This is a genomic window from Pseudomonas quasicaspiana, from assembly GCF_021147825.1.
Taxonomy (GTDB): domain Bacteria; phylum Pseudomonadota; class Gammaproteobacteria; order Pseudomonadales; family Pseudomonadaceae; genus Aquipseudomonas; species Aquipseudomonas quasicaspiana.
In genome coordinates, this window is sequence record NZ_JAGTPI010000015.1 from 1 (window position 1) to 22,327 (window position 22,327).

Consider the following 22,327-nt stretch of genomic DNA (forward strand, 5'->3'; position numbering starts at 1 on the left):
GGTTAACCCTATCGCGGGCAAGCCTCGCTCCCACATGGATCTCCAAACAGCTTCCCTCCTCGAGGCCCTCCATGTCTTTCGATCTGAGCGCACGTCTGGCTTCCCGGCGTGCTGACAATCTCTATCGCCAGCGCCCTTTGCTGCAAAGCCCGCAAGGCCCCGAAGTGGTAGTCGACGGCAAGCCGTTGCTGGCGTTCTGCAACAACGATTATCTGGGGCTGGCCAATCACCCCGAAGTTATCGCCGCCTGGCAGGCAGGCGCTGATAAGTGGGGCGTTGGCGGTGGCTCTTCGCATCTGGTGATCGGCCACAGCAGCCCGCATCACGAACTGGAAGAGGCGCTGGCCGAGCTCACCGGGCGACCGCGTGCGCTGCTGTTCTCCAATGGCTACATGGCCAACCTTGGTGCCGTTACTGCGTTGGTAGGGCAGGGCGACACCGTGCTCGAAGATCGCCTCAATCATGCTTCGCTTCTGGATGCCGGATTGCTCAGCGGTGCGCGGTTTTCCCGTTATCTGCACAACGACGCCCAGAGTTTGAATTCACGTCTGGAGAAAGCCGTTGGCGATACGCTGGTGGTCACTGATGGCGTGTTCAGCATGGATGGCGATATCGCCGATCTACCGACCCTCGCACACACCGCGAAAGCCAAAGGCGCCTGGCTGATGGTTGATGATGCTCATGGCTTCGGTCCGTTGGGCGCCAATGGTGGCGGTATTGTTGAGCATTTCGGTTTGGGCATGGATGACGTGCCGGTCTTGATCGGCACGTTGGGTAAGGCGTTCGGCACGTCCGGAGCCTTTGTAGCGGGCAGCGAAGAATTGATCGAAACCCTGATCCAGTTCGCACGACCGTACATCTACACCACCAGCCAACCTCCGGCCCTGGCCTGCGCAACACTGAAAAGCCTTGAGTTGTTGCGCACCGAGCATTGGCGTCGTGAACACCTGACGCAGCTCATCGCACAGTTTCGCGCCGGGGCCGAACAGATTGGCCTGACGCTGATGGACAGCTTCACGCCGATCCAGCCGATCCTCATCGGCGATGCCGGGCAGGCTGTGCGCCTGTCCCGGATGCTGCGCGAGCACGGCCTGCTGGTAACCGCTATTCGCCCGCCGACTGTACCCGCTGGCAGCGCGCGATTGCGCGTGACGTTATCCGCCGCACACAGCGCCGCCCAAGTGCAGCTATTGTTGAATGCATTGGCGCAGTGTTACCCGCTGCTGGGCATGAGCGAACAGGTGGAGCCAGAGCATGCGTGATCGGTTGATTCTGTTACCGGGTTGGGGCTTGGGCATCTCGCCTCTGGAACCTTTGGCCGCTGCGTTGCGCGGTCTCGACGAGCACCTCCGGGTGGAAATCGAGCCCTTGCCGGAGCTGGACAGCAGCGATCTTCGAGAATGGCTAGACGAGCTGGGCGCGAGCCTGCCCGATGACGCCTGGCTAGGTGGCTGGTCACTGGGCGGTATGCTCGCCGCTGAGCTGGCTGCGCGTCGTGGTGAGCGTTGCTGTGGTCTTCTGACGTTGGCCAGCAACGCCAGTTTCGTGCCCCGTGGTGCGTGGCCCAACGCGATGCCGGCCGGGGATTTCGATGCTTTCCTGACTGGATGCATTGATCATCCGGACGCGACCTTGAAGCGCTTCAGTCTGCTGTGTGCACAAGGGGCCGAAGACCCGCGGGCTATTTCGCGGTTGCTCAAAGCGGGCGCGCCCCATGGCTCCATCAACGCATTGGTACACGGCCTGCAGTTGCTGGGGCAACTTGATACCCGAAGCGCGCTGCAAACCTTTCGCGGTCCGCAGTTGCATCTGTTTGCCGGTCTGGATGCATTTGTGCCCGCCGAGGCAGCGAGTGATCTGCTGGCGCTGTTACCTGATGTGGAAGTGGGGCTGATCGAACAGGCCAGCCATGCCTTCCTGCTGGAAAACCCCCACGGTGTGGCGGCGGCGATCCACGCTTTTCTGCATGAGTCCGGTGATGACTGATCTTTCCAATCCACGGCTGCCGGGTGGTTTGCCCGACAAACGCCAGGTGGCGGCCTCTTTTTCCCGTGCAGCGGGCAGTTATGACAGCGTCGCCGAGTTGCAGCGTGCGGTGGGCGGCGAACTGCTGTCGCGTCTGCCTGCCGGGCTGTCCCCCCGGCGCTGGCTGGATCTGGGCAGCGGCACCGGCTATTTCAGTCGCGCCCTGGCCGAGACCTTTGCGGGCAGCAAAGGCGTTGCGCTTGATATTGCCGAAGGCATGTTGCGCCATGCTCAGCCGTTGGGCGGCGCTGAGTATTTCGTGGCGGGCGATGCTGAACGCATGCCGCTGCGCGATGACAGCTGTGAGCTGATTTTCTCCAGTCTCGCGGTGCAGTGGTGTGCCGATTTTGCTGCTGTCCTGAGTGAAGCACGTCGCGTACTGCCGCCGGGGGGCGTGTTTGCCTTTGCCAGTCTGTGCGTCGGCACCCTTTATGAATTACGCGACAGCTGGCAGGCGGTAGACGGGCTGGTTCACGTCAACCGCTTCCGGCAACTCGACGATTACCAACAGTTATGCGCGGCCAGCGGGATGCGAGTACGCTCGCTTGAGGTCCGTCCGCATGTCCTGCACTACCCGGATGTGCGCAGCCTGACCCATGAGCTGAAAGCATTGGGCGCACACAATCTCAACCCCGGACGTCCCGGCGGTTTGACCGGGCGGGCGCGGCTACTAGCCTTGATTGAGGCGTATGAAGGTTATCGTCAGGCTGAAGGTTTGCCTGCGACGTATCAGGTTATCTACGCGGTATTGGAAAAAACCGTCTGAGTTCACCACGTGAAAAGGGATTGCCGAGATGAGCCGTGCATACTTCGTCGCAGGCACCGACACTGATGTTGGTAAAACTACGATTGCTGCGGGCTTGTTGCATGCTGCCCGGTTGAGCGGGTTGAGTACGCTCGCGGGTAAGCCCGTCGCGTCGGGGTGTGTGGTCGCTCCTGATGGCTTGCGCAACCCGGATGCCCTGGCGCTGATGGCCGAGAGTTCGATAGCGTTGAGTTATGACGAGATCAATCCGTTTGCGTTCGAACCCGCCATCGCACCACATCTGGCTGCGCGGGAGGCGGGCGTCGCGCTCACGGTGCAGGCGCTGCTGGGTCCGATGCGCTTGTTACTGGCCCGCAATGCTGACTTCACTCTGATCGAAGGGGCGGGTGGCTGGCGTGTGCCGCTGGCCGACCAGGCCAATCTGTCGGATCTGGCCGTCGGTCTGCAATTGCCGGTGATTCTCGTTGTTGGCGTGCGCCTGGGGTGTATCAGTCATGCGTTGCTGACCGCTGAAGCGATCGCTGCAGATGGGCTGCAATTGGCGGGGTGGGTCGCGAATATCATCGACCCGAAAACCTCGCGCCTCGAAGAGAATCTGGCGACCTTGGCTGAGCGTTTGCCTGCGCCGTGTCTGGGGCGAGTGCCCAAGTTGAAGAAGGCCGGGGCTGACGCGGTGGCGGAGTATCTGCATCTGGAGTTGCTGGATTGAGATCTGCACGGTTCATGTAGGAGCTGCCGGAGGCTGCGATTGCGGTCTGTCTGACACACTGCTTCGCGACCGTCGTAACCTCCGATGGCTCCTACAGGGCATCGGTGTGGCTGGAATGTGCGCCACCGCACAAAAATTGATCAATGTGATTCAGGTCGAAGCAGTAAACTGGCCAAACGAGAAAGGCTAAGCCTATGAAGAGGCTTTGTGCCATTAGTCTTTTTGTCGGGTGTTTCGCCGGGTTTGCTGCTTAAATAAGCCCGTGTTCGCTTACGAACAGAGGATCGATTTATGCAAATCTCCATGAATAACACGCTCTATCCAGGCCTCAGCGCCATGGAAGTCGGGCAGTCGCGTGTCGATCAAGCGGCTACTCAAATCGCCAGCAGCAACATTGAAGTCTCCGGCAGAAGCCAGTCTTCGGACTTCCAGCTGGAAAACCTGCGGTCGGTTGACCGTTCCCAACGTTCTGACTTGTCCGCGAATCTGGTCGAAATGGCTTCTGGAAAATTTCAGGCTGAAGCCGGTGTTGCCGTGCAGAAAGCCAGCGACGAAATGCTCGGCACTCTGATCGATACCTACGCCTGATTTACCTCTCCAATGCCGTGCGATCTGCGCACGGCATGCGCTGAATTCCCTGTCATCACTCGCTTCTATTTCCTCCGCGCTACGCCGCAAAGTCATCTCTCTCAACTAGACTCATCACGTCGACAAACGGTATTTATCCCGCTGTGTGCCTTTGCCTGTGCGTCTTGTAAAACATCTCAAGATGAAAGGTAGTAGACGCACGCTTGACAAGGTTTGGGCGTAAACGTATGTTTCAAACACCTGTTTGACCGCTAGGCATCCGAGATTGTCCGGTGGTTGGGGAACATTCCCGCAGCGACCGATCGGTCATACATTTCCAGGTTTCATCAGCAGAGGTTTATCGCTATGCCTGACTACAAGGCCCCCTTGCGTGATATTCGCTTCGTTCGTGACGAACTGCTCGGCTACGAAGCGCACTATCAAAGTCTGCCGGCTTGCCAGGACGCTACTCCAGACATGGTCGACGCCATTCTTGAAGAAGGCGCCAAGTTTTGTGAGCAGGTGCTGGCACCGCTGAATCGTGTTGGTGATCTGGAAGGTTGTACGTGGAGCGAGTCGGGCGTGAAAACGCCGAGCGGCTTCAAAGAGGCCTACAAGCAATTCGTCGAAGGCGGCTGGCCAAGCCTGGCGCACGACGTTGAGCATGGTGGTCAGGGCTTGCCTGAATCCCTGGGGCTGGCGGTTAGTGAGATGGTCGGCGAAGCCAACTGGTCCTGGGGCATGTACCCAGGTCTGTCCCATGGCGCGATGAATACCATTTCCGAACACGGCACCGAAGAACAGCAGCACCTGTACCTGACCAAGCTGGTGTCGGGCGAATGGACCGGCACCATGTGCCTGACCGAATCCCACTGCGGTACCGACCTGGGCATGCTGCGGACCAAGGCGGAACCTCAGGCTGATGGCTCGTATCGTGTCACCGGCACCAAAATCTTTATCTCGGCTGGCGAGCACGACATGGCCGATAACATCGTCCATATCGTACTGGCGCGTCTGCCGGATGCCCCTGCTGGCACCAAAGGTATCTCACTGTTCATCGTGCCGAAATTCCTGCCAAACGCTGACGGCAGCGTTGGCGAGCGCAATGCCGTGAACTGTGGTTCTCTGGAACACAAGATGGGCATCCACGGCAACGCGACCTGCGTGATGAACTTCGATGCGGCCACCGGCTTCCTGATCGGCCCGGCGAACAAAGGTCTGAACTGCATGTTCACCTTCATGAACACCGCGCGTCTGGGTACCGCATTGCAAGGTCTGGCCCACGCCGAAATCGGCTTCCAGGGCGGCCTGAAATACGCGCGTGATCGTCTGCAGATGCGTTCCCTGACTGGCCCGAAAGCGCCGGACAAAGCCGCTGATCCGATCATCGTCCACCCCGACGTGCGTCGCATGCTGCTGACCATGAAGGCTTTCTCCGAAGGCACGCGTGCCATGGTGTATTTCACCGCCAAACAGGTGGATATCGCCAAGTACAGCGAAGACGCTGAACACAAGAAGCAGGCCGATGCACTGTTGGCGTTCATGACGCCGATTGCCAAGGCGTTCATGACTGAAGTGGGCTTCGAGTCCGCTAACCACGGTGTACAAATCTACGGCGGCCACGGCTTTATCGCCGAGTGGGGCATGGAGCAGAACGTTCGCGACAGCCGCATTTCCATGCTGTACGAAGGCACCACCGGTATTCAGGCGCTGGACCTGTTGGGTCGTAAGGTGCTGATGACTCAAGGCGAAGCGCTCAAGGGCTTCACCAAGATCGTCCACAAGTTCTGCCAGAACAACGAAGGCGCCGAAGCTGTTCAGGAGTTCATCACTCCGCTGGCCGCGCTGAACAAGGAGTGGGGCGAACTGACCATGAAAGTGGGCATGGCCGCCATGAAGGATCGTGAAGAAGTCGGTGCTGCGTCGGTGGATTACCTGATGTATTCCGGTTACGCCTGCCTGGCTTACTTCTGGGCTGACATGGCTCGCGTGGCGGCCGAGAAGCTCGCCGCTGGCACCAGCGAAGAGGCGTTCTACACCGCCAAGCTGCAGACTGCGCGTTTCTACTTCCAGCGCATCCTGCCTCGTACCCGCTCGCACGTTGCTGCCATGCTGTCGGGTGCCAACAACCTGATGGACATGAAAGAAGAAGATTTCGGCCTGGCTTACTAAGCCTCGCCGGTTTCACTCAAAGCCGCTTCTCCTTCGGGGGAGGCGGCTTTTTTTTGGGGAGCGTGGATCCCGGTAGGAGCGAACTTGTTCGCGAGGCGGTGTGTCAGGTATCGCTGCTCGCGAACAAGTTCGCTCCTACCTGTGACTTCGCTGCCGTCACGCGATCTTCACCTCCTGCCAATAAACATTTCCGGATTGCTGCCGTTAAAGAAAGTAGCCTGCTATTTAGTTCTTCTGAATGCATATCCGAGCGGATGAAGGCACAATGCCAGCTACTAAGTTCTTTACCCTGTGATGGGTAGGAGACATCCCATTTGTTGCGTTCTTCTGCTGCACGCCTGAGTCATTTTCTGCCTTCGCTGGTTTTATTGGTGGGGGGGCTGGGGGCCGCATACGTCAAGGACCTGAACGTTTTCTTCACGTCCCTGTTCAACGTTCTGCCCACTCTGGTTCTGCTATTGGGTGGCGCGTATTGCTGTGTCTATCGTCGCCAGCGCGAGCTGTTTTTGATGATTACCGTCTACACCGCCTATTTCCTGCTCGACACGCAAACTGATTATTTCCGCGATAACGGCAAGGTGCGTGAAGACGCTGCCGTGGTGTTCCATCTGGTGTGCTTGCTGCTGCCCTTGTTGTACGGGGTCTATGCCGCCTGGGAAGAGCGAACTCACTTGGTCCAGGACCTGATCGCCCGCCTTGCGGTGTTGGTCGCGGTGGGTGCTGTCGCGCTGGGGCTGGAGCAAAGCTATCCGGCTGCGCTGTTGGCGTCGCTGGCAGAAATCCGCTGGCCTGCGCTGCATGGCTCGTGGATGAGCCTGATTCAGCTGTCCTACCTTTCTTTCCTGATTGCCTTCGGTTTGCTTATCGCGCAATACGTGCGCAAGCCTCGTCCCTTGCACGCCGCGCAGCTGATTGGTCTGGTTGGCCTGTTCTGGGCATTGCCGAAAACCTTCATTTTGCCGTTCACGCTGAACATCATGTGCAGCCAGGTGATGTTGATGATTGCAGCGGGTGTCGCTCATGAGGCTTATCAAATGGCCTTCCGCGACGAACTGACCGGTTTGCCGGGGCGTCGCGCGCTCAATGAGCGTATGCAGCGTCTGGGGCGCAATTACGTTCTGGCCATGGGCGACGTCGACCACTTCAAGAAATTCAACGACACCCACGGCCATGACGTGGGCGATCAGGTATTGCGGCTGGTGGCCAGCAAGTTGTCGAGAATCACCAGTGGCGGCGGTAAGGCTTATCGCTATGGCGGTGAAGAGTTCGCCATCGTGTTTGCTGCCAAGTCCATCGAGGAATGCATTCCGCATCTGGAAGCCATTCGTGAATTGATCGCCAACTATGAGATTCAGTTGCGCAATCCCGATAACCGCCCCAAAGACGATCAGCAAGGCCGTCAGCGACGAGGGGCAGGGCCTGCCACCAGTGTGTCGGTGACGGTCAGCATTGGCGTTGCCGAGCGTCTGCCGGAGCATCGCACCCCTGAAGAAGTCCTCAAGGCGGCCGACCAGGCGCTCTATGCCGCCAAAGGCGCTGGCCGCAACTGCGTCATGTCCCACGGGCAGAGCACCAAGCGCGGTGCTGTGCGGACAGCTGCTGCTTAATCTTCCCCGGACGCTCACCTCCCTGTAGGAGCGCGCTTGCCCGCGATTCGGTCTGTCAGTCGATAAATATATTGGCTGCTCTGACGCTATCGCGGGCAAGCGTGCATCAAACAAAACGCAAAATTAATGGATTGAAATGCATGTTCTGTAGGAGCTGCCGAAGGCTGCGAAGCATTTCTCCTGATACACCGCGATCGCAGCCTTCGGCAGCTCCTACAGGAATTGGCATGATGCGAAGCAGTCGTGGGCTCTCTGACGGTTGCTGGATATTTGCGTGACTTAAATATGTAATTTGGTCATATATCGACCCTATGTGTCTCTAGTGGCGTTGGAGTACACTCGTCCCATCGACACTGACTTCGCGCACTCATCGCGCGATTCCTCCATTCAGACGTACTGCTCCTGTCCCAGTGAGGTTTGCCATGGCTGACTACAAAGCGCCGTTGCGCGATATGCGTTTCGTACTTAATGAGGTCTTCGAGGTCTCGAAGCTTTGGGCGCAGCTGCCGGCACTGGCAGAGACGGTTGATGCAGAGACAGTCGAAGCAATCCTTGAAGAAGCCGGCAAAGTCACCAGCAAGAGCATCGCACCGCTGAGCCGTAATGGCGACGAACAGGGCTGTACCTGGAACGACACTGCCGTGACTACCCCCGACGGTTTCCCGCAGGCCTATCAGACATACGCGGAAGGCGGCTGGGTGGGCGTTGGCGGTAATCCTGATTTCGGCGGCATGGGCATGCCCAAAGCGGTTTCGGCTCAGGTCGAAGAGATGCTCAATTCGGCAAGCCTGGCCTTCGGCCTGTACCCGATGCTGACTTCCGGGGCCTGTGTCTCGATCAACACCCACGCCACAGAAGAACTCAAAGCCACGTACCTGCCGAGCATGTACTCCGGCGCCTGGTCGGGTTCGATGTGCCTGACTGAGGCCCATGCGGGGACTGATCTGGGCATCATCCGCACCAAGGCCGAACCGCAGGCGGACGACTCTTACAAAATTTCCGGCACCAAGATTTTTATTACTGGCGGCGAGCACGACCTGACTGAAAACATCATTCATCTGGTCCTGGCCAAGCTGCCGGATGCGCCTGCCGGACCGAAAGGTATTTCGCTGTTCCTGGTGCCGAAATTCATGGTCAATGCTGATGGCAGTGTGGGCGCCCGTAACACCGTGAGCTGCGGTTCCATTGAGCACAAAATGGGTATCCAGGCGTCCGCTACCTGTGTCATCAACTTCGATGAAGCGGTCGGTTATCTTATCGGCGAGCCTAACAAGGGCTTGGCGGCGATGTTCACCATGATGAATTACGAGCGTCTTGGCGTGGGCATTCAGGGCCTGGCTTCCGGTGAGCGTTCCTACCAGAACGCCATTGATTACGCCCGTGACCGTCTGCAGAGCCGTTCGCCAACCGGCGCGCAACAGCCTGAGAAAATGGCTGACCCGATCATTGTCCATCCGGATGTGCGGCGCATGTTGCTGACTATGAAAGCGCTGAATGAAGGTGGTCGTGCGTTTTCTACCTATGTAGCGATACAGCTGGATATCGCCAAGTTCAGCGAAGATGACGTCGCTCGGCAGCGCGCTGATGAATTGGTCGCGTTGCTGACCCCCGTCGCCAAAGCGTTCCTGACCGACATGGGCCTGGAAACCACTGTCCACGGCCAGCAAGTGTTTGGTGGTCACGGCTACATTCGCGAGTGGGGTCAGGAGCAACTGGTGCGTGACGTGCGCATCACTCAGATCTACGAAGGCACCAACGGCATTCAGGCGCTGGATCTGGTCGGTCGCAAGATCGTTGGCAGCGGCGGCGCCTACTACAAACTTTTCTCGGATGAGGTTCGTGGTTTCATCACCGGTTCTGACCCATCCCTGAGCGAATTCACCAAGCCGTTGAGCGCTGCGCTGGATACGCTGGACGAGTTGACTCACTGGATTCTCGACCGATCCCGTAACAACCCGCAGGAAATCGGTGCCGCGTCCGTCGAATACCTTCACGTATTTGGTTACACCACATACGCCTACCTGTGGGCGATGATGGCCAAAGCGGCGTTGGGTAAAGAAGCTCAGGAAGATTTCTACGCCAGCAAGCTCGGCACGGCACGTTTTTACTTCGCCCGCTTGCTGCCGCGCATCCACTCATTGAGTGCTTCGGTCAAGGCGGGAAGCGAGTCGCTGTTCCTGCTGGATGCGGCGCAATTTTGACGACTGAGGCTTTGTAAGCATTTGCTTACACTACGTGGTGCTTTTTTGCCTCTATCCGAATGTTGGATCCAAAGTTAATCTTTGTTCCAAGGACGTAGCGCAGGAAGCGCAACAAATAACACGGACACGTAAGGATGCCTGCCAGGATGGTGGGGAGAAATGGAAGTCAGGGAAACAGTCTGCAAAACCCCGCTTAGGCGGGGTTTTCTTATTGGGGCCGATTAAGTTGCAGAAGATTTGCGGCCGCTTCAACCCACGATTCTCCTCGGTAATGGCTGGTTGCCAGACCAAATGGAACCTCTTTCATTGCCCATGGGTCCATTCGCTGTATGGCTTACGAGAGCCATTTAATCTGGAGCTACCCCATGGACATTATTCGCATCATCTTCGCAATCCTGCTGCCGCCCGTGGGCGTGTTTATGCAAGTCGGTTTCGCCGGCGCGTTCTGGTTGAACATCCTGCTGACCATCCTTGGTTACTTCCCAGGCATCATTCACGCTGTGTACATCATCGCCAGCCGTAAATGATTCGCTGAACATGTTGGAGCGAGGCTTGCCCGCGAATCTATCGCTTCGGTGTGCCTGAAACACCGCGTTATCGTTCTTCGCGGGCAAGCCTCGCTCCAACAGTAACGCGCTAGCCCACCCGAAACTTTGCCACCAGTCCTTGCAAATGCGTCCCCAACCGCGCCAGCTCCACACTTGACGCCGCCGTCTGATCGCTCGCCGACGCGGTCTGCTCTGACACATCCCTCACGCTGATAATGTTGCGATTGATCTGCTCCGCCACGGCGCTTTGTTCTTCGCTGGCGGTGGCTATCTGCTGGTTCATGTCCTGAATGGTCGATACGGTGCGGGTAATCTGCTCCAGCGCGCTGCCTGCGCGGCGGCTCAATTGCACGCTGTTGTCGGTCAGGCTGCGGCTGTTATCCAGTGTCGTGGCGACTTGTTGGGTGCCGCTTTGCAACGCTGCAATCAGCTCTTCGATTTCCTCTGTGGACTGCTGTGTACGTTGCGCCAGACCGCGCACTTCATCGGCGACGACCGCAAAACCACGTCCGGCTTCTCCGGCACGCGCAGCCTCAATGGCAGCGTTCAGCGCCAACAGGTTGGTTTGCTGCGAGACTGACTTGATCACGTCCAGCACGCCGCCGATTTTGTCGCTTTCCAGCTTCAACAGATTCATGGCCTGAGTGGATTTCTTGACCTCGTCCGCCAATTGCTCAATCTGCCCGATTGCCTGTCCCACCACCTGATCGCCTTCCCGCGCCTGCTGATCCGCCTGCGCCGCCGCTTGAGAAGCCTCTTGTGCGCTACGTGCAACTTCGTGCACGGTCGCGGTCATTTCGTTCATGGCCGCAGCCACCTGATCGGTCTCGTCTTTCTGGCTGTTGACCCCGGTACTGGTCTGCTCGGTCACAGCCGACAGCTGCTGCGCCGCATCGGTTATCTGCGCGACGCCCTCGCTGATCCCGCCGATCAACTGCCGCAAGCTGAGGGTCATGGCCTGCATGCTGTCTTGCAGTTGCCCCATTTCATCTTTGCGCTGAACCTGTAAGTCCTTGCTCAAGTCACCCTTGGCGATACGTTCTGCGGCCGCCAGTGTCTCGCGCAGCGGTGCGATGATTTGTTGCGTCATGACCCAGGCTGCGAGCAGGCCAAGCAACATCGCCAATACGGCAACGCTGCTCAGCATGGTGCGAGAGGCGCCCGCCTCGGTGTCGCGTTGCTGGCTTTGCAGGGCCAGCAGTTCCGCGACGCTGCTCAGCATCTTGTCGCCCAGGTCTTCGAGCGTTTCCTGAGCGGCCTCCACTTTGACCTGAATGTCCTTGAAGTGACCGAGCTGAGCACGATAGCGCTCCAGCGCCTCTTTCGCCGGCTGCAGGCCTTTGAGGTTGCTGTCGGCCTGATCCTGGCCAATTTGCTGCACTTCTTTCAGAGACTCGTCGATAGCGGCAATGGCTGCTGTTTCATAGGCCTCCAGCGCAGTGAAGGTGTAGGCCTGAACCTGAAATCGAGCGTTCTGGATCTGCTGCTTGAGCTGCGAGATGTTGGTGAATTCATCCAGCCGCTCGCCATTGTCCTGCTCCTGGCTTACGGCTTTGAGCACTTCAATCTCCACCAGCGCGACAGCCTGTACCGCTTGTTCCGATTGTTGGTCCAGTTGAGTCCGGGACAGGTCGCGCCTTTGGTTCTCATCACTGAGCGCTGTAAAGGTCTTCTCCATGTCAGCGACGATTTTGCTTTGCCCGATCAGCAAGCCAACGCTGATGCGGTCGTCTGTTTCTTTTCGCAATGCCTCCAGATGGCTCTCCAGTCCATTGAGCTGGTTAACAACCTTGTTCGCGTTTTCCGGGCTGTTTTTCTGACGATAGATAATGCGGTCGGTGCGCAAATCCTTGGTCATGTTGCTCAGTTGCCCGATGGACGTCAGGGATTCCGAGCGTTCAATCATGGTGTCCAGGCCATGCCAGCCGGTCAGGGTGATTGCCATCGTGAGCATCAGCACCAGGCCGAAACCCAGGGACAGCTTGAGTTTTACGCTGGTGTTGCCAAGCGTTTGGTTGATCCATCGAAACATCGGAAAGCTCCTGCAATTGTGCGAAACAGGTAGGGCCTGGACAAGCCAGGACCTACGTTGTCAGCGCATCGGCAGGGCAAAGAAGAGCGCGACCTGAGTTGGTCGTAGGAGGGGTCTGAGTGGGGTGTGTGAATGTACTGACACAGCGAGGTCTCTTTGTGGGAGCCGAGCTTGCTCGCGATAAGGCTGGACGCGATCGAAAGTGAACTGTGTCCAGCCTTATCGCGAGCAAGCTCAGCTCCCACAAGGAATCTCATTCCAATTCAGGCGTTAAACCTTAAACTTGCTCACCATCACCTGCAAATGATTACCCAGTCGTGCCAGCTCAACGCTGGACGCTGCGGTTTCTTCACTGGCAGCGGAAGTTTGTTCAGAGACATCGCGCACATTGAGGATGCTGCGGTTGATCTCTTCAGCTGTAGCGCTTTGTTCTTCGGCGGCAGCGGCGATTTGTTGGTTCATCGCCTGGATTGCCGAAACGGTCTTGGTGATGTTCTCCAGCGAGCTACCGGCACGGCGAGTCAGCTCCACGCTGCTGACGGTCAGTTCGCGGCTGTTGTCCATGATGGTCGCCACTTGCTGCGTACCACTTTGCAGGCCTGCAATCAGTTGCTCGATCTCTTCGGTCGACTTCTGAGTGCGCTGAGCAAGGCTGCGCACTTCGTCGGCCACGACCGCGAAACCACGACCGGCTTCCCCGGCGCGGGCTGCTTCGATGGCGGCGTTGAGGGCGAGCAGGTTGGTCTGCTGTGCAACCGACTTGATCACGTCCAGCACACTGCCGATCTTGTCGCTTTCGCGTTTGAGCTCGCTCATCGCTTCCGTAGAGTTACCCACTTCCGAAGCCAGACGCTCGATCTGGGTAATCGCTTCGTTGACCACGCGATCACCCTCACGGGCTTGCTGATCCGCTGCTACGGCCGCTTCAGACGCTTCCTCGGCGTTACGTGCAACTTCCTGCACCGTGGCTGTCATCTCGTGCATGGCGGTGGCCACCTGGTCGGTCTCGACCTTCTGGCTGTTCACCCCGGCGCTGGTTTGCTCCGTTACCGCAGACAGCTCTTCAGCCGCGCTGGCGATCTGGGTTACACCGTCGCGAATCCCGCCGATCAGTTGGCGCAGGTTGACGGTCATGCGTTGAATGCTGGTTTGCAATTGGCCCATTTCGTCGCGACGATCAACGACCAAGTCGTGGCTCAGGTCACCATCGGCAACGCGCTCCACAATATTCAGGGTTTGCAGCAACGGCCCGACGATCTGGCGGGTAATGACCCAGGCGGCAATGATGCCGAACACCAGTGCCAGCACGGTAGCGATGGTCAACATGGACTTGGCCTGCTGGCTGTCGGCCTCACGTTTGCTGTATTGATCGTCCGCCAGTTTCTGGGATGTGCCCAGTAGCACGACTGCATGCTTGGCCATTTTTTCCAGGGCTTGCTTGCTCGCCAGTTGTGCGTCGCGATATTGGCCGACTGCTGCACGGTAGCCTTTGAGCGCGGTGCTGGCTGCCTGCAATTGAGGTAGATAACTGGATGGAATACTGCCGGCCAGCGTGTTGATGCCGGTCAGTGCCTCGTCGATGGCGGCGTTGGCATTCTGTTCGAATTCGGCACGACCGCTGTAGGTGTAGCCGCGGACCTGGAAGCGCGCTTGCTGGATCAGCTTGCTGACGTCAACCACGGCATCAAATTGCACGACGCTGTCACCTTGCAGCAACGAGGCTTCGATCTTGTTGACCTCTTCCACAGCCTTGTCGGCCGTAGCGCCCAGATTGGTACGGCTGGCTTCACGTGTCTGGATGGCCTGGGTGAGCTCTAAAAATCCGCTACGGTATCCGCCAGCTGCTTGTGACTGGTCTTCAAGCCATTGATGGCTTTCCGGGGTTGAGACCGTGCTGCGTGCGATTTTAGTCAGTGCGTCGAGCTTGTCGAGGGAGGCAAGGAGCGCCTTTGCAGCCTCATCGTTGTACTGCATTTCGTACATCAGACGCTTGGAACGCAGATCCAGGGTTTGCTCGCTGATTTGCGAAATCGAAACCAGTTTCTCACCGCGATCAATCAGCGATGCAACGCTTAACCACCCGGTGGCTGTGATCACTATGGTCAACAGTAAAACGATACTGAAACCAAGCCCGAGTTTCAGACGAACGCTCATGTTACCGAGACTTTTGCCGAGCAAACCCATGCGGAACTCCTTGGAATAGGTTTGTTGTAGGTAATTTCTTACAACATGCATCGGCAGGGGGATGGGGAACTGAAGGGAGGAGTCGTTATGGTCCTATCTGTAGGAGTGAGCTTGCTCGCGATGGCATCAGGTTTGGCGATAAGTTGTCGACAGGACAACCGAATCGCGACCAAGCTCACTCCTACACAGGTCGCGTTTACCGCGCGCTAGTGCTATGCGAAGGGCAAAGTGCAGCGTCTACAAAATTGTTTGCTCGTCGATCAGAACAGCCGGGCCAATAACGCAGTCACCGCTGTTTCAACCCGCAGGATGCGCTCGCCAAGCTGCACCGGTTGCAGCCCTGCTTTGGTCAGCAGGTCGACTTCGTAGGGAATCCAGCCGCCCTCGGGGCCGATGGCCAGGGTGACTGGCCCGGTCACGGCGCGTGGGCAAGCGGGGAAGTTGCCGGGATGTCCGACCAGACCCAGAGTCCCCTGGGCGAGTTGCGGCAGGCGATCTTCGACAAACGGCTTGAAGCGTTTTTCGATAATGATCTCGGGCAACACACTGTCCCGTGCTTGCTCAAGGCCGAGAATCAGTTGCTCGCGGATCGCTTGAGGTTCAAGGAACGGCGTCTGCCAAAAGCTTTTTTCAACACGATAACTGTTGAGCAGAATGACCTTGGACACACCCATAGTCGCCACGGTCTGAAACACCCGGCGCAGCATTTTCGGGCGGGGCAGGGCGAGCAACAGGGTCAACGGCAGTTTGGCGGGCGGGGCGCTGTCGAGGGTGATGCGTAGCTCGGCTTCATGTGCCTCAAGCCGCAGCAGCTCAGCGCTGCCCAGCAAGCCGCCAATACGGCCGACACGCAGGCTGTCGCCAACTTCTGCGCGATGCACCTCTTGCATATGCTTGAGGCGTCTGTCGCGCAGTACGACCCTGTCAGCCGCAACAAAGTCGGCGTCTTCTAGAAGCAGCAGGTTCACGGCTGAGTCGCGGGCGGCTGGTCTTGCTTGTCTTCTTCGGGCTGGTCGTCGGCATGATCGCCGCGCTTGGTGATCATGGAACTGCACAACACCCCGATCTCGAACAACAGCCACATCGGCACAGCCAGCAGTGTCTGGGAGAAGATGTCGGGCGGGGTCAGAATCATGCCGACCACGAAGCAACCGATGATCACGTAAGGGCGGATCTTTTTCAGGTACTTCACGTCAACGATGCCGATCCACACCAGGAGCACGACGGCTACCGGAATCTCGAACGCTACACCGAAGGCAAAGAACAGCGTCATGACGAAGTCCAGATAACTGGCGATGTCCGTCATCATCGACACGCCTTCCGGCGTCACGCTGGCGAAGAAGTGGAATATCAGCGGGAAGACCAGGTAATAAGCGAAGGCCATGCCCGAATAGAACAGGATGATGCTCGACACCAAAAGCGGTACCGCGACGCGCTTCTCATGCTTGTACAGGCCCGGTGCGATAAAGCCCCAGATCTGATGCAGGATCACCGGCATGGCCAGGAACAGCGCCACCATCATGGTCAGCTTGAACGGCGTGATGAACGGCGAGGCCACATCCGTGGCGATCATCGTTGCACCTTCCGGCAGGAAAACCCGGAGCGGTGCCGAAACGAAGGTGTAGATCTTCTGGGTGAAGTAAAACAGGCAGGCGAAGATCACGAAAATCGCCAGGACGCATTTCAGCAGGCGCGAACGGAGTTCTGTGAGGTGCGAGACCAGCGGCATTTGCTGGTCATTTTCCGGAATATCGCTCATGGGGCTCGCGGTGGCAGTGACGAATCGTTGGCGGAGGGTGCGTTGGGTGCTGGCGTCGCTGGCGACACGTGCGCAGGTTCAGTCGCGACATGGGGCGTCGGTTCAGCAGCGGGCGTAGTGCCCGCCGGAGCGGCCGGCCCCAGATCAGCGGCAGGTGTCACAGACGGCGTGTTCGGAATAGTCGAAACCACCGGCTCAGCGGGCGTTTGTTCGGTTGCCGGAGGCGGGTTGGCCGGGGGCTGCTGCGGAGACATGATCTTGCGCGCTTCTTCTTCCAGCGACAGGATGTGCTCGTTATGCAGTTGCCGACGTATTTCGTCGGCACCGATTTCGCGTTCAACTTCCTGTTTGATCGCATTGAAGCTGCGCTTCAGCCGGCCTATCCAGAGGCCAGCGGTACGCGCAGCGCCGGGCAGACGCTCAGGGCCAAGCACCAGCAAGGCGACGAGGCCGACCAGCAGCAGTTCAGAGAAGCTGATACCAAACATTCAATACGACCTAGTCTTTGCGGATTGGCTCTTCGACTTTATGCGCTTGCGCGTCGATGGTATGCGGCTGGTTCAGGGGCGAGCCCTGTGGCGCTGCTTGCGGCGGTTGCTGAGGCTGCACCGGCGGCTGCTCGGCAGGTTTCTCATCATCGTTCATGGCTTTGCGAAAGCCCTTGATCGACTCACCGACATCGCTGCCCAGACCCTTGAGCTTCTTGGTGCCGAACACCAGTACCACGACAACCAGGATGACGATCCAGTGTTTCCAGTCAAAAATACCCATGAAGCAATCCTCGTAGAAATTTCAAGCTCGAAAAGTGAAGGTCAGTCAGCTGTGCGTGCGGCTTTTTCCGCATGCCCGGACAAGCCGAAACGGCGGTCCAGTTCATCCAGCACTGCTTGTGGGTGCTGACCCAGTGCAGCAAGCATCACCATGCTGTGAAACCACAGGTCAGCGGTTTCGTAGATGACATCGCTGCAATCGCCGCTGACAGCGGCATCCTTGGCGGCAATGATGGTTTCGACCGACTCTTCGCCGACCTTCTCCAGAATCTTGTTCAATCCCTTGTGATACAGGCTGGCGACATAGGAACTGTCGGCAGCGGCACCTTTGCGCGACTCCAGCACTTCGGCCAGGCGGGTCAAGGTATCAGTCATGTTTCAGTGTCCTGCGTGATAAATAGCTTCAGGATCTTTCAAGACCGGTTCGACGGTCTTCCAGGCGGCGTCTTCGTAGACGCGATAGAAGCAGCTTTCGCGCCCGGTATGGCAAGCGATGCCGCCAATCTGCTCGACCATCAGGATGATCACATCGGCGTCGCAGTCCAGACGCAGTTCATGAAGCTTCTGCACATGGCCCGATTCTTCGCCTTTGCGCCAGAGTTTGCCACGCGAACGCGACCAATAGATTGCACGATTCTCTGCGGCGGTGAGGCTCAGGGCCTCGCGGTTCATCCACGCCATCATCAGAACACGTCCGGTCTTGTGATCCTGAGCAATGGCAGGCACCAGACCGTCGCTGTCCCACTTGATTTCGTCCAGCCAGTCTTTCATATCTACTCCGGCAGCCGGGCTTCAGGCCTCGGCGGATTCAACAGTGTGCCAGCGGGCAGCGCCGCTGGCTATCGGCGGATGACCAGATACAGGCCAGCCACCAGCATGATCCATGCAGGCCAGGCGAGTGGTGCGACCAGCGCCGTACCTTCCGCGACCAGCGTCGAGGCCATGACCGCACCTCCGGCCAGCAGCGCCGAACCCAGCAGGCGCAATGCCCAACCGTCACCGCGTTCACGCCACGGTGGCGGCGGATCAGTCCGGTGAGGTTGCGACATGCGCTCCAACAGGTCCCGGGTCATGTTGGCCAGATGCGGAATCTGCTCGACCTGGGACTGCAGGTTGCCAAACAGTGTTTTCGGGCTGACGCGATCCCGCATCCAGCGTTCCAGAAACGGCTGCGCGGTGCTCCACAGATCCAGGTCGGGATACAACTGACGGCCCAGCCCTTCGATGTTCAACAGGGTCTTCTGCAGCAGAACGAGCTGCGGCTGGACTTCCATGTTGAAGCGTCGTGCGGTCTGGAACAGGCGCATCAGTACCTGACCGAAGGAAATATCCTTGAGCGGCTTCTCGAAAATCGGCTCGCATACAGTCCGAATCGCGGCTTCAAACTCGTTGAGTTTGGTTTCCGCAGGCACCCAGCCCGAATCAATGTGCAATTGCGCAACGCGACGATAATCACGTTTAAAGAAGGCAAACAGGTTACGGGCCAGATAATCCTGATCTTCCGGAGTCAGGCTGCCGACGATCCCGCAGTCGATAGCGATGTATTGCGGGCTCCACGGGTTGACCGTGCTGACGAAAATATTGCCGGGGTGCATATCGGCGTGGAAAAAGCTGTCGCGGAATACCTGCGTGAAGAAAATCTCAACACCGCGTTCGGCCAGCAACTTCATGTCGGTGCGTTGATCCGCCAGGGTTGCCAGATCGTTGACCTGAATCCCGTAGATGCGCTCCATGACCAGCACCTTCGGACGGCACCAGTCCCAGTAAACCTGGGGCACGTAGAGCAGGTCCGAGCCTTCGAAGTTGCGACGCAACTGACTGGAGTTGGCCGCTTCACGCAGCAGGTCCAGTTCGTCGTAAATGGTTTTCTCGTAGTCGGCGACCACGTCCACCGGGTGCAACAGGCGGGCATCGGCGGACATCCGCTCAGCTGTGCGCGCCAGTATGAACAGCCATGCCAGGTCCTGGCCGATGATCGGCTTGAGGCCCGGACGCACAACCTTGACCACGACTTCTTCGCCACTTTTCAGTTGCGCGGCGTGGACCTGCGCCACCGAAGCCGAAGCCAGTGGCGTGACGTCGAAGCGACTGAACACCTCGCTGATCTTCGCGCCCAGTTGTTCTTCGATGAGCTTGATCGCGACTTGCGGATCGAACGGCGGAACGCGGTCCTGCAACAGCATCAACTCGTCAGCGATGTCCTCTGGCAGCAGATCGCGGCGGGTAGACAGGATTTGGCCGAACTTGATGAAGATCGGCCCAAGGTCCTGTAGCGCCAGACGCAGACGCGCACCGCGGGGCAGCTCGGCGTTGTTGCGCGGCAGCAAACGCCACGGCATGACAAAGCGCGTGGCCTTCATCCACCACGGCAGCGGCAGGGCGAACAGCAGGTCATCGAGACGGTAGCGGATCACGACACGCTGGATACGAAACAAACGGCGGACGGCAAGCAGCTTCATGCGTTATCGCTGGAGTCAGAGGGTTGGGCGAGGCGCTCAAAGCGCGCCTCAAGGCGTTCCAGATCAAGTTTGATCCGGTCGAGTTCGGCAAAGCGTGCTTCGGCTTCGTGTTTACCCACCAGGGTGCGCGACTCCTCGTTCAGGTAGTCGGCAAGGCTCTGGCTGAGGTTGGCGAAGCTGTCTTTGCTCCAGCGCGCGCGGCTGCGCAAATGATCACCCAGTAAGGTGGTTGCCACCGGACCAAGCCAGCGGGACAGCTCGTATTCCCAGTCCAGCTCGAGGTCCTGAAGGATCCCGACCAGTTCCAGTAATACGCCACTGTCCCCATCCAGCTCGACATCGGGGCCATGCAGCACGGCGCTCTTGTCCTTGCTCACCGCCAGACGCATCAGGCTGGCGGCCGGGGCGCGCAGGGTGCAATCCGCTTCAACTTCCCAGTGCGAGGCCAGCAGCAGGCCTTCGTCGCTGGGCAGAATGAACAGCTGTAGCGAAGGATTGCGGCAATCCACCGCAATCACCTTGCCCGACAGGCGCTCAAGACGTGGCAAGGCGGTGCTGTCCAGACGCAACACGCGGTTGATGCCGTGCTCGACGCTGGCGAGCAAGCCGCTGAGCAACATCAGGGTTTGATGCCGCGATGCAGTGCCACGACGCCTGCGGTCATGTTGTGGTAAGTCACGCGGTCAAAACCGGCTTCGACCATCATCGACTTCAGGGTTTCCTGATTCGGGTGCATGCGGATCGATTCGGCCAGATAGCGGTAGCTTTCCGAGTCATTGGTGACCAGTTTGCCCATTAGCGGCATGAACGCGAACGAGTAAGCGTCATAGGCCTTGGACATCAGCTTGTTGGTCGGCTTGGAGAACTCCAGCACCAACAGACGGCCACCCGGCTTGAGTACGCGCAGCATCGAGCGCAGCGCATCTTCCTTGTGGGTCACGTTGCGCAGGCCGAAGGCGATGGTCACGCAGTCGAAATGGTTGTCAGGGAACGGCAGCTTTTCTGCGTCGGCCTGAACAAATTTGACGTTGCTTGCCACGCCCAGGTCCAGCAGACGGTCACGACCGACCTTGAGCATGGAGGCGTTGATGTCAGCCAGCACCACTTCGCCAGTCGGGCCGACCAAGTGAGAAAACTTTTTGGTCAGGTCGCCTGTACCGCCCGCAATGTCCAGCACGCGGTTACCGGTACGAACGCCGGAAAGTTCAATAGCGAAGCGCTTCCAGAGGCGATGCATGCCACCGGACAGCAGGTCGTTCATCAGGTCGTACTTGGCTGCGACGGAGTGAAACACCTCCGCAACTTTCTCTGCCTTCTGGCTTTCCGGCACATTTTTGTAGCCGAAGTGAGTAGTAGGTTCGGCATCGCTGCCTTTGCGCGGATCATTCATATCGCGTTCACCGGAATAAAGTGTTGCCATTCTAATCGTCGTGGCTGGCTTTGTCTTGACAAGGCTCATCGCCAACAGTTTCTTCATCCGGGTCGGCTGGTATAGTTGCCCCACGATTGACCTTGCGCTGAAGGAGCCATCGAATGGCCAAGATTACTGTTGAACGCCCGCATTCGCTGGGCAAGGAAAAGGCTCGCGAGAAGGCTGAGCTGCTGGTCGAGAAGCTGGCCGACAAATACGGCATCGAGCACGAGTGGAGCGGCGACGTCGTCAAGCTTGAAGGCAAGGGCGCCAAAGGCTCGGTCGATGTCGGAGAGGATTTTGTGCGGGTTAACCTGGAGCTTAATTTTTTCCTGTCGGCCATGAGCGGACAGATTCAGGCAGAGGTCGAGCGGCAGCTGGATAAAGCGCTGGTTGCTTGAGTCATACCACCTATTAAACAAAACCCGCAGATCCCGTGGGAGCGAATTCATTCGCGAAAGCAGTATTTCATTCGATGAAGATGTATTGGATGTACTGGCTTCTTCGCGAATGAATTCGCTCCCACACAGTCTGCACAGGGGCAAACTCACCCAATTCCTACCCCCATTTCCTACATCCCTTCAACATCACCCAAACCTAGGGTGAGCTTTCTAATTTTTCCGACTACTTTCGTGTCCATGCCCCGTTGTCCCTGGGGGTGATCCTCAAACATTCGAGCGTGAGGTGCACCATGGCCAAAGTTACGTTGAAGAAAAAAATCAAAGACGAAGAAAACAGTTCGGTCTCCGACGTTCGCCTGTATGCCCGCAAGGTCTGGCTGGCCGGGCTGGGCGCTTATTCGTGGGCCGGTCAGGAAGGCGCTGAGTACTTCAAGGAGCTGGTCAAAGCGGGTGAGCAGACCGAAAAGAAAGCCAAAAAAGTGATCGACGAAAAGGTCGATGCCGCTAATAGCGAGATCGATTCGGCTAAAGATGAGCTGACTTCAGTGAAGGGTCGGGTCGAGGTGCAACTCGATAAAATCGAAAGCGCTTTCGATCGGCGGGTCGCCAGCGCCTTGAATCGCATCGGTATACCGTCTAAACATGACGTGGAGACACTGTCTGCTAAGCTCGATGAGCTGACGGCATTGCTTGAACGTGTCGCGCGTAAACAATAA

The 22,327-nt window shown here is 58.1% G+C and carries 22 protein-coding genes and 1 pseudogene; 11 read left to right on the plus strand and 12 right to left on the minus strand.

The genetic code is table 11. From position 1 onward, the window contains the following. Positions 1-71 precede the first annotated feature (71 nt). The 9 genes from bioF (at position 72) to KDX30_RS11630 (ending at position 10,574) form a co-directional block, all read left to right on the plus strand. Complete coding sequence (bioF, locus tag KDX30_RS11590; RefSeq protein WP_231675805.1) at positions 72-1,262, plus strand: 8-amino-7-oxononanoate synthase; 1,191 nt, start codon at positions 72-74, stop codon at positions 1,260-1,262. After that, positions 1,255-1,986, plus strand: a complete 732-nt coding sequence (locus KDX30_RS11595) for an alpha/beta fold hydrolase (protein ID WP_231675806.1) — start codon at positions 1,255-1,257, stop codon at positions 1,984-1,986. Before bioF ends, KDX30_RS11595 begins: the two co-directional genes overlap by 8 nt. After that, positions 1,979-2,791: a malonyl-ACP O-methyltransferase BioC gene (gene bioC, locus KDX30_RS11600; protein WP_231675807.1), complete on the plus strand. Its 813-nt coding sequence runs from the start codon at positions 1,979-1,981 to the stop codon at positions 2,789-2,791. The genes KDX30_RS11595 and bioC overlap by 8 nt, the downstream gene beginning before the upstream one ends. Before the next feature lie 28 nt (positions 2,792-2,819). Then, complete coding sequence (bioD, locus tag KDX30_RS11605; RefSeq protein WP_027902455.1) at positions 2,820-3,500, plus strand: dethiobiotin synthase; 681 nt, start codon at positions 2,820-2,822, stop codon at positions 3,498-3,500. 291 nt (positions 3,501-3,791) lie between these two features. Continuing rightward, positions 3,792-4,088: a hypothetical protein gene (locus tag KDX30_RS11610; protein ID WP_027902456.1), complete on the plus strand. Its 297-nt coding sequence runs from the start codon at positions 3,792-3,794 to the stop codon at positions 4,086-4,088. Positions 4,089-4,433: 345 nt separating this feature from the next. Beyond that, the gene (locus KDX30_RS11615; RefSeq protein WP_027902457.1) at positions 4,434-6,239 is read left to right on the plus strand and encodes a phenylacyl-CoA dehydrogenase; all 1,806 of its coding nucleotides are present in this window, start codon (positions 4,434-4,436) and stop codon (positions 6,237-6,239) included. A 314-nt stretch (positions 6,240-6,553) separates the two neighbouring features. Continuing rightward, positions 6,554-7,846 carry a GGDEF domain-containing protein gene (locus tag KDX30_RS11620; RefSeq protein WP_027902458.1) on the plus strand — a complete coding sequence of 431 codons (1,293 nt, stop codon included), beginning with the start codon at positions 6,554-6,556 and terminating at the stop codon, positions 7,844-7,846. Positions 7,847-8,268: 422 nt separating this feature from the next. Continuing rightward, positions 8,269-10,047 (plus strand): acyl-CoA dehydrogenase C-terminal domain-containing protein, encoded by a 1,779-nt coding sequence (locus KDX30_RS11625; RefSeq protein WP_231675808.1) that lies wholly within the window; start codon positions 8,269-8,271, stop codon positions 10,045-10,047. A 365-nt stretch (positions 10,048-10,412) separates the two neighbouring features. Beyond that, positions 10,413-10,574, plus strand: coding sequence for a YqaE/Pmp3 family membrane protein (locus KDX30_RS11630; RefSeq protein ID WP_049826708.1), 162 nt, complete (start codon positions 10,413-10,415; stop codon positions 10,572-10,574). Positions 10,575-10,683: 109 nt separating this feature from the next. On the opposite strand, the gene KDX30_RS11635 is transcribed toward KDX30_RS11630, so the two are convergent. From KDX30_RS11635 to ubiE, 12 genes and pseudogenes are all read right to left on the minus strand, one after another. Next, the gene (locus KDX30_RS11635) at positions 10,684-12,627 is read right to left on the minus strand and encodes a methyl-accepting chemotaxis protein (protein WP_122396149.1); all 1,944 of its coding nucleotides are present in this window, start codon (positions 12,625-12,627) and stop codon (positions 10,684-10,686) included. A 270-nt stretch (positions 12,628-12,897) separates the two neighbouring features. Then, the gene (locus KDX30_RS29960; RefSeq protein WP_455127254.1) at positions 12,898-13,761 is read right to left on the minus strand and encodes a methyl-accepting chemotaxis protein; all 864 of its coding nucleotides are present in this window, start codon (positions 13,759-13,761) and stop codon (positions 12,898-12,900) included. Beyond that, positions 13,753-14,862: pseudogene (locus KDX30_RS29965) on the minus strand (methyl-accepting chemotaxis protein); the annotation flags it as partial. The gene KDX30_RS29960 and the pseudogene KDX30_RS29965, both read right to left, overlap by 9 nt. 209 nt (positions 14,863-15,071) lie before the next feature. Next, positions 15,072-15,779 carry a 16S rRNA (uracil(1498)-N(3))-methyltransferase gene (locus KDX30_RS11645; RefSeq protein WP_122707510.1) on the minus strand — a complete coding sequence of 236 codons (708 nt, stop codon included), beginning with the start codon at positions 15,777-15,779 and terminating at the stop codon, positions 15,072-15,074. Continuing rightward, entirely contained in the window at positions 15,776-16,570 is a 795-nt protein-coding gene (gene tatC / locus KDX30_RS11650; protein WP_027901646.1) for a twin-arginine translocase subunit TatC, read from the minus strand. Before tatC ends, KDX30_RS11645 begins: the two co-directional genes overlap by 4 nt. Then, positions 16,567-17,058, minus strand: coding sequence for a Sec-independent protein translocase protein TatB (gene tatB / locus KDX30_RS11655; RefSeq protein WP_099267987.1), 492 nt, complete (start codon positions 17,056-17,058; stop codon positions 16,567-16,569). The genes tatC and tatB overlap by 4 nt, the downstream gene beginning before the upstream one ends. A 10-nt stretch (positions 17,059-17,068) precedes the next feature. Continuing rightward, complete coding sequence (locus KDX30_RS11660; protein ID WP_027901648.1) at positions 17,069-17,341, minus strand: twin-arginine translocase TatA/TatE family subunit; 273 nt, start codon at positions 17,339-17,341, stop codon at positions 17,069-17,071. 41 nt (positions 17,342-17,382) lie between these two features. Further along, positions 17,383-17,715 (minus strand): phosphoribosyl-ATP diphosphatase, encoded by a 333-nt coding sequence (locus KDX30_RS11665; protein WP_027901649.1) that lies wholly within the window; start codon positions 17,713-17,715, stop codon positions 17,383-17,385. A 3-nt stretch (positions 17,716-17,718) separates the two neighbouring features. After that, the gene (gene hisI / locus KDX30_RS11670; RefSeq protein ID WP_027901650.1) at positions 17,719-18,111 is read right to left on the minus strand and encodes a phosphoribosyl-AMP cyclohydrolase; all 393 of its coding nucleotides are present in this window, start codon (positions 18,109-18,111) and stop codon (positions 17,719-17,721) included. A gap of 68 nt (positions 18,112-18,179) precedes the next feature. Next, a complete protein-coding gene (ubiB, locus tag KDX30_RS11675; protein ID WP_027901651.1) occupies positions 18,180-19,799 on the minus strand; it encodes a ubiquinone biosynthesis regulatory protein kinase UbiB in 1,620 nt (539 codons plus the stop codon). Further along, a complete protein-coding gene (locus tag KDX30_RS11680; protein ID WP_099267988.1) occupies positions 19,796-20,419 on the minus strand; it encodes a ubiquinone biosynthesis accessory factor UbiJ in 624 nt (207 codons plus the stop codon). Before KDX30_RS11680 ends, ubiB begins: the two co-directional genes overlap by 4 nt. Continuing rightward, the gene (gene ubiE / locus KDX30_RS11685) at positions 20,419-21,189 is read right to left on the minus strand and encodes a bifunctional demethylmenaquinone methyltransferase/2-methoxy-6-polyprenyl-1,4-benzoquinol methylase UbiE (protein WP_027901653.1); all 771 of its coding nucleotides are present in this window, start codon (positions 21,187-21,189) and stop codon (positions 20,419-20,421) included. The genes KDX30_RS11680 and ubiE overlap by 1 nt, the downstream gene beginning before the upstream one ends. A 143-nt stretch (positions 21,190-21,332) precedes the next feature. Here ubiE and KDX30_RS11690 point away from each other — a divergent pair, with 143 nt between their 5' ends. Both KDX30_RS11690 and KDX30_RS11695 read left to right on the plus strand, forming a co-directional pair. Then, positions 21,333-21,611 (plus strand): polyhydroxyalkanoic acid system family protein, encoded by a 279-nt coding sequence (locus KDX30_RS11690; RefSeq protein WP_027901654.1) that lies wholly within the window; start codon positions 21,333-21,335, stop codon positions 21,609-21,611. A 290-nt stretch (positions 21,612-21,901) separates the two neighbouring features. Next, a complete protein-coding gene (locus tag KDX30_RS11695; protein WP_095092500.1) occupies positions 21,902-22,327 on the plus strand; it encodes a phasin family protein in 426 nt (141 codons plus the stop codon).

Excerpts from the sequence above, each read along its gene's own strand:
- ubiE (WP_027901653.1), bottom strand. The coding sequence starts at position 21,189 with ATGAATGATCCGCGCAAAGGCAGCGATGCCGAACCTACTACTCACTTC.
- KDX30_RS11660 (WP_027901648.1), bottom strand. The coding sequence starts at position 17,341 with ATGGGTATTTTTGACTGGAAACACTGGATCGTCATCCTGGTTGTCGTG.
- KDX30_RS11630 (WP_049826708.1), top strand. The coding sequence starts at position 10,413 with ATGGACATTATTCGCATCATCTTCGCAATCCTGCTGCCGCCCGTGGGC.
- KDX30_RS11610 (WP_027902456.1), top strand. The coding sequence starts at position 3,792 with ATGCAAATCTCCATGAATAACACGCTCTATCCAGGCCTCAGCGCCATG.
- bioF (WP_231675805.1), top strand. The coding sequence starts at position 72 with ATGTCTTTCGATCTGAGCGCACGTCTGGCTTCCCGGCGTGCTGACAAT.
- KDX30_RS11690 (WP_027901654.1), top strand. The coding sequence starts at position 21,333 with ATGGCCAAGATTACTGTTGAACGCCCGCATTCGCTGGGCAAGGAAAAG.
- tatC (WP_027901646.1), bottom strand. The coding sequence starts at position 16,570 with ATGAGCGATATTCCGGAAAATGACCAGCAAATGCCGCTGGTCTCGCAC.
- tatB (WP_099267987.1), bottom strand. The coding sequence starts at position 17,058 with ATGTTTGGTATCAGCTTCTCTGAACTGCTGCTGGTCGGCCTCGTCGCC.
- ubiB (WP_027901651.1), bottom strand. The coding sequence starts at position 19,799 with ATGAAGCTGCTTGCCGTCCGCCGTTTGTTTCGTATCCAGCGTGTCGTG.
- bioD (WP_027902455.1), top strand. The coding sequence starts at position 2,820 with ATGAGCCGTGCATACTTCGTCGCAGGCACCGACACTGATGTTGGTAAA.
- KDX30_RS11625 (WP_231675808.1), top strand. The coding sequence starts at position 8,269 with ATGGCTGACTACAAAGCGCCGTTGCGCGATATGCGTTTCGTACTTAAT.
- KDX30_RS11680 (WP_099267988.1), bottom strand. The coding sequence starts at position 20,419 with ATGTTGCTCAGCGGCTTGCTCGCCAGCGTCGAGCACGGCATCAACCGC.
- KDX30_RS11595 (WP_231675806.1), top strand. The coding sequence starts at position 1,255 with ATGCGTGATCGGTTGATTCTGTTACCGGGTTGGGGCTTGGGCATCTCG.
- KDX30_RS11695 (WP_095092500.1), top strand. The coding sequence starts at position 21,902 with ATGGCCAAAGTTACGTTGAAGAAAAAAATCAAAGACGAAGAAAACAGT.
- KDX30_RS11615 (WP_027902457.1), top strand. The coding sequence starts at position 4,434 with ATGCCTGACTACAAGGCCCCCTTGCGTGATATTCGCTTCGTTCGTGAC.
- KDX30_RS11665 (WP_027901649.1), bottom strand. The coding sequence starts at position 17,715 with ATGACTGATACCTTGACCCGCCTGGCCGAAGTGCTGGAGTCGCGCAAA.
- KDX30_RS11635 (WP_122396149.1), bottom strand. The coding sequence starts at position 12,627 with ATGTTTCGATGGATCAACCAAACGCTTGGCAACACCAGCGTAAAACTC.
- KDX30_RS29960 (WP_455127254.1), bottom strand. The coding sequence starts at position 13,761 with ATGACCGTCAACCTGCGCCAACTGATCGGCGGGATTCGCGACGGTGTA.
- bioC (WP_231675807.1), top strand. The coding sequence starts at position 1,979 with ATGACTGATCTTTCCAATCCACGGCTGCCGGGTGGTTTGCCCGACAAA.
- hisI (WP_027901650.1), bottom strand. The coding sequence starts at position 18,111 with ATGAAAGACTGGCTGGACGAAATCAAGTGGGACAGCGACGGTCTGGTG.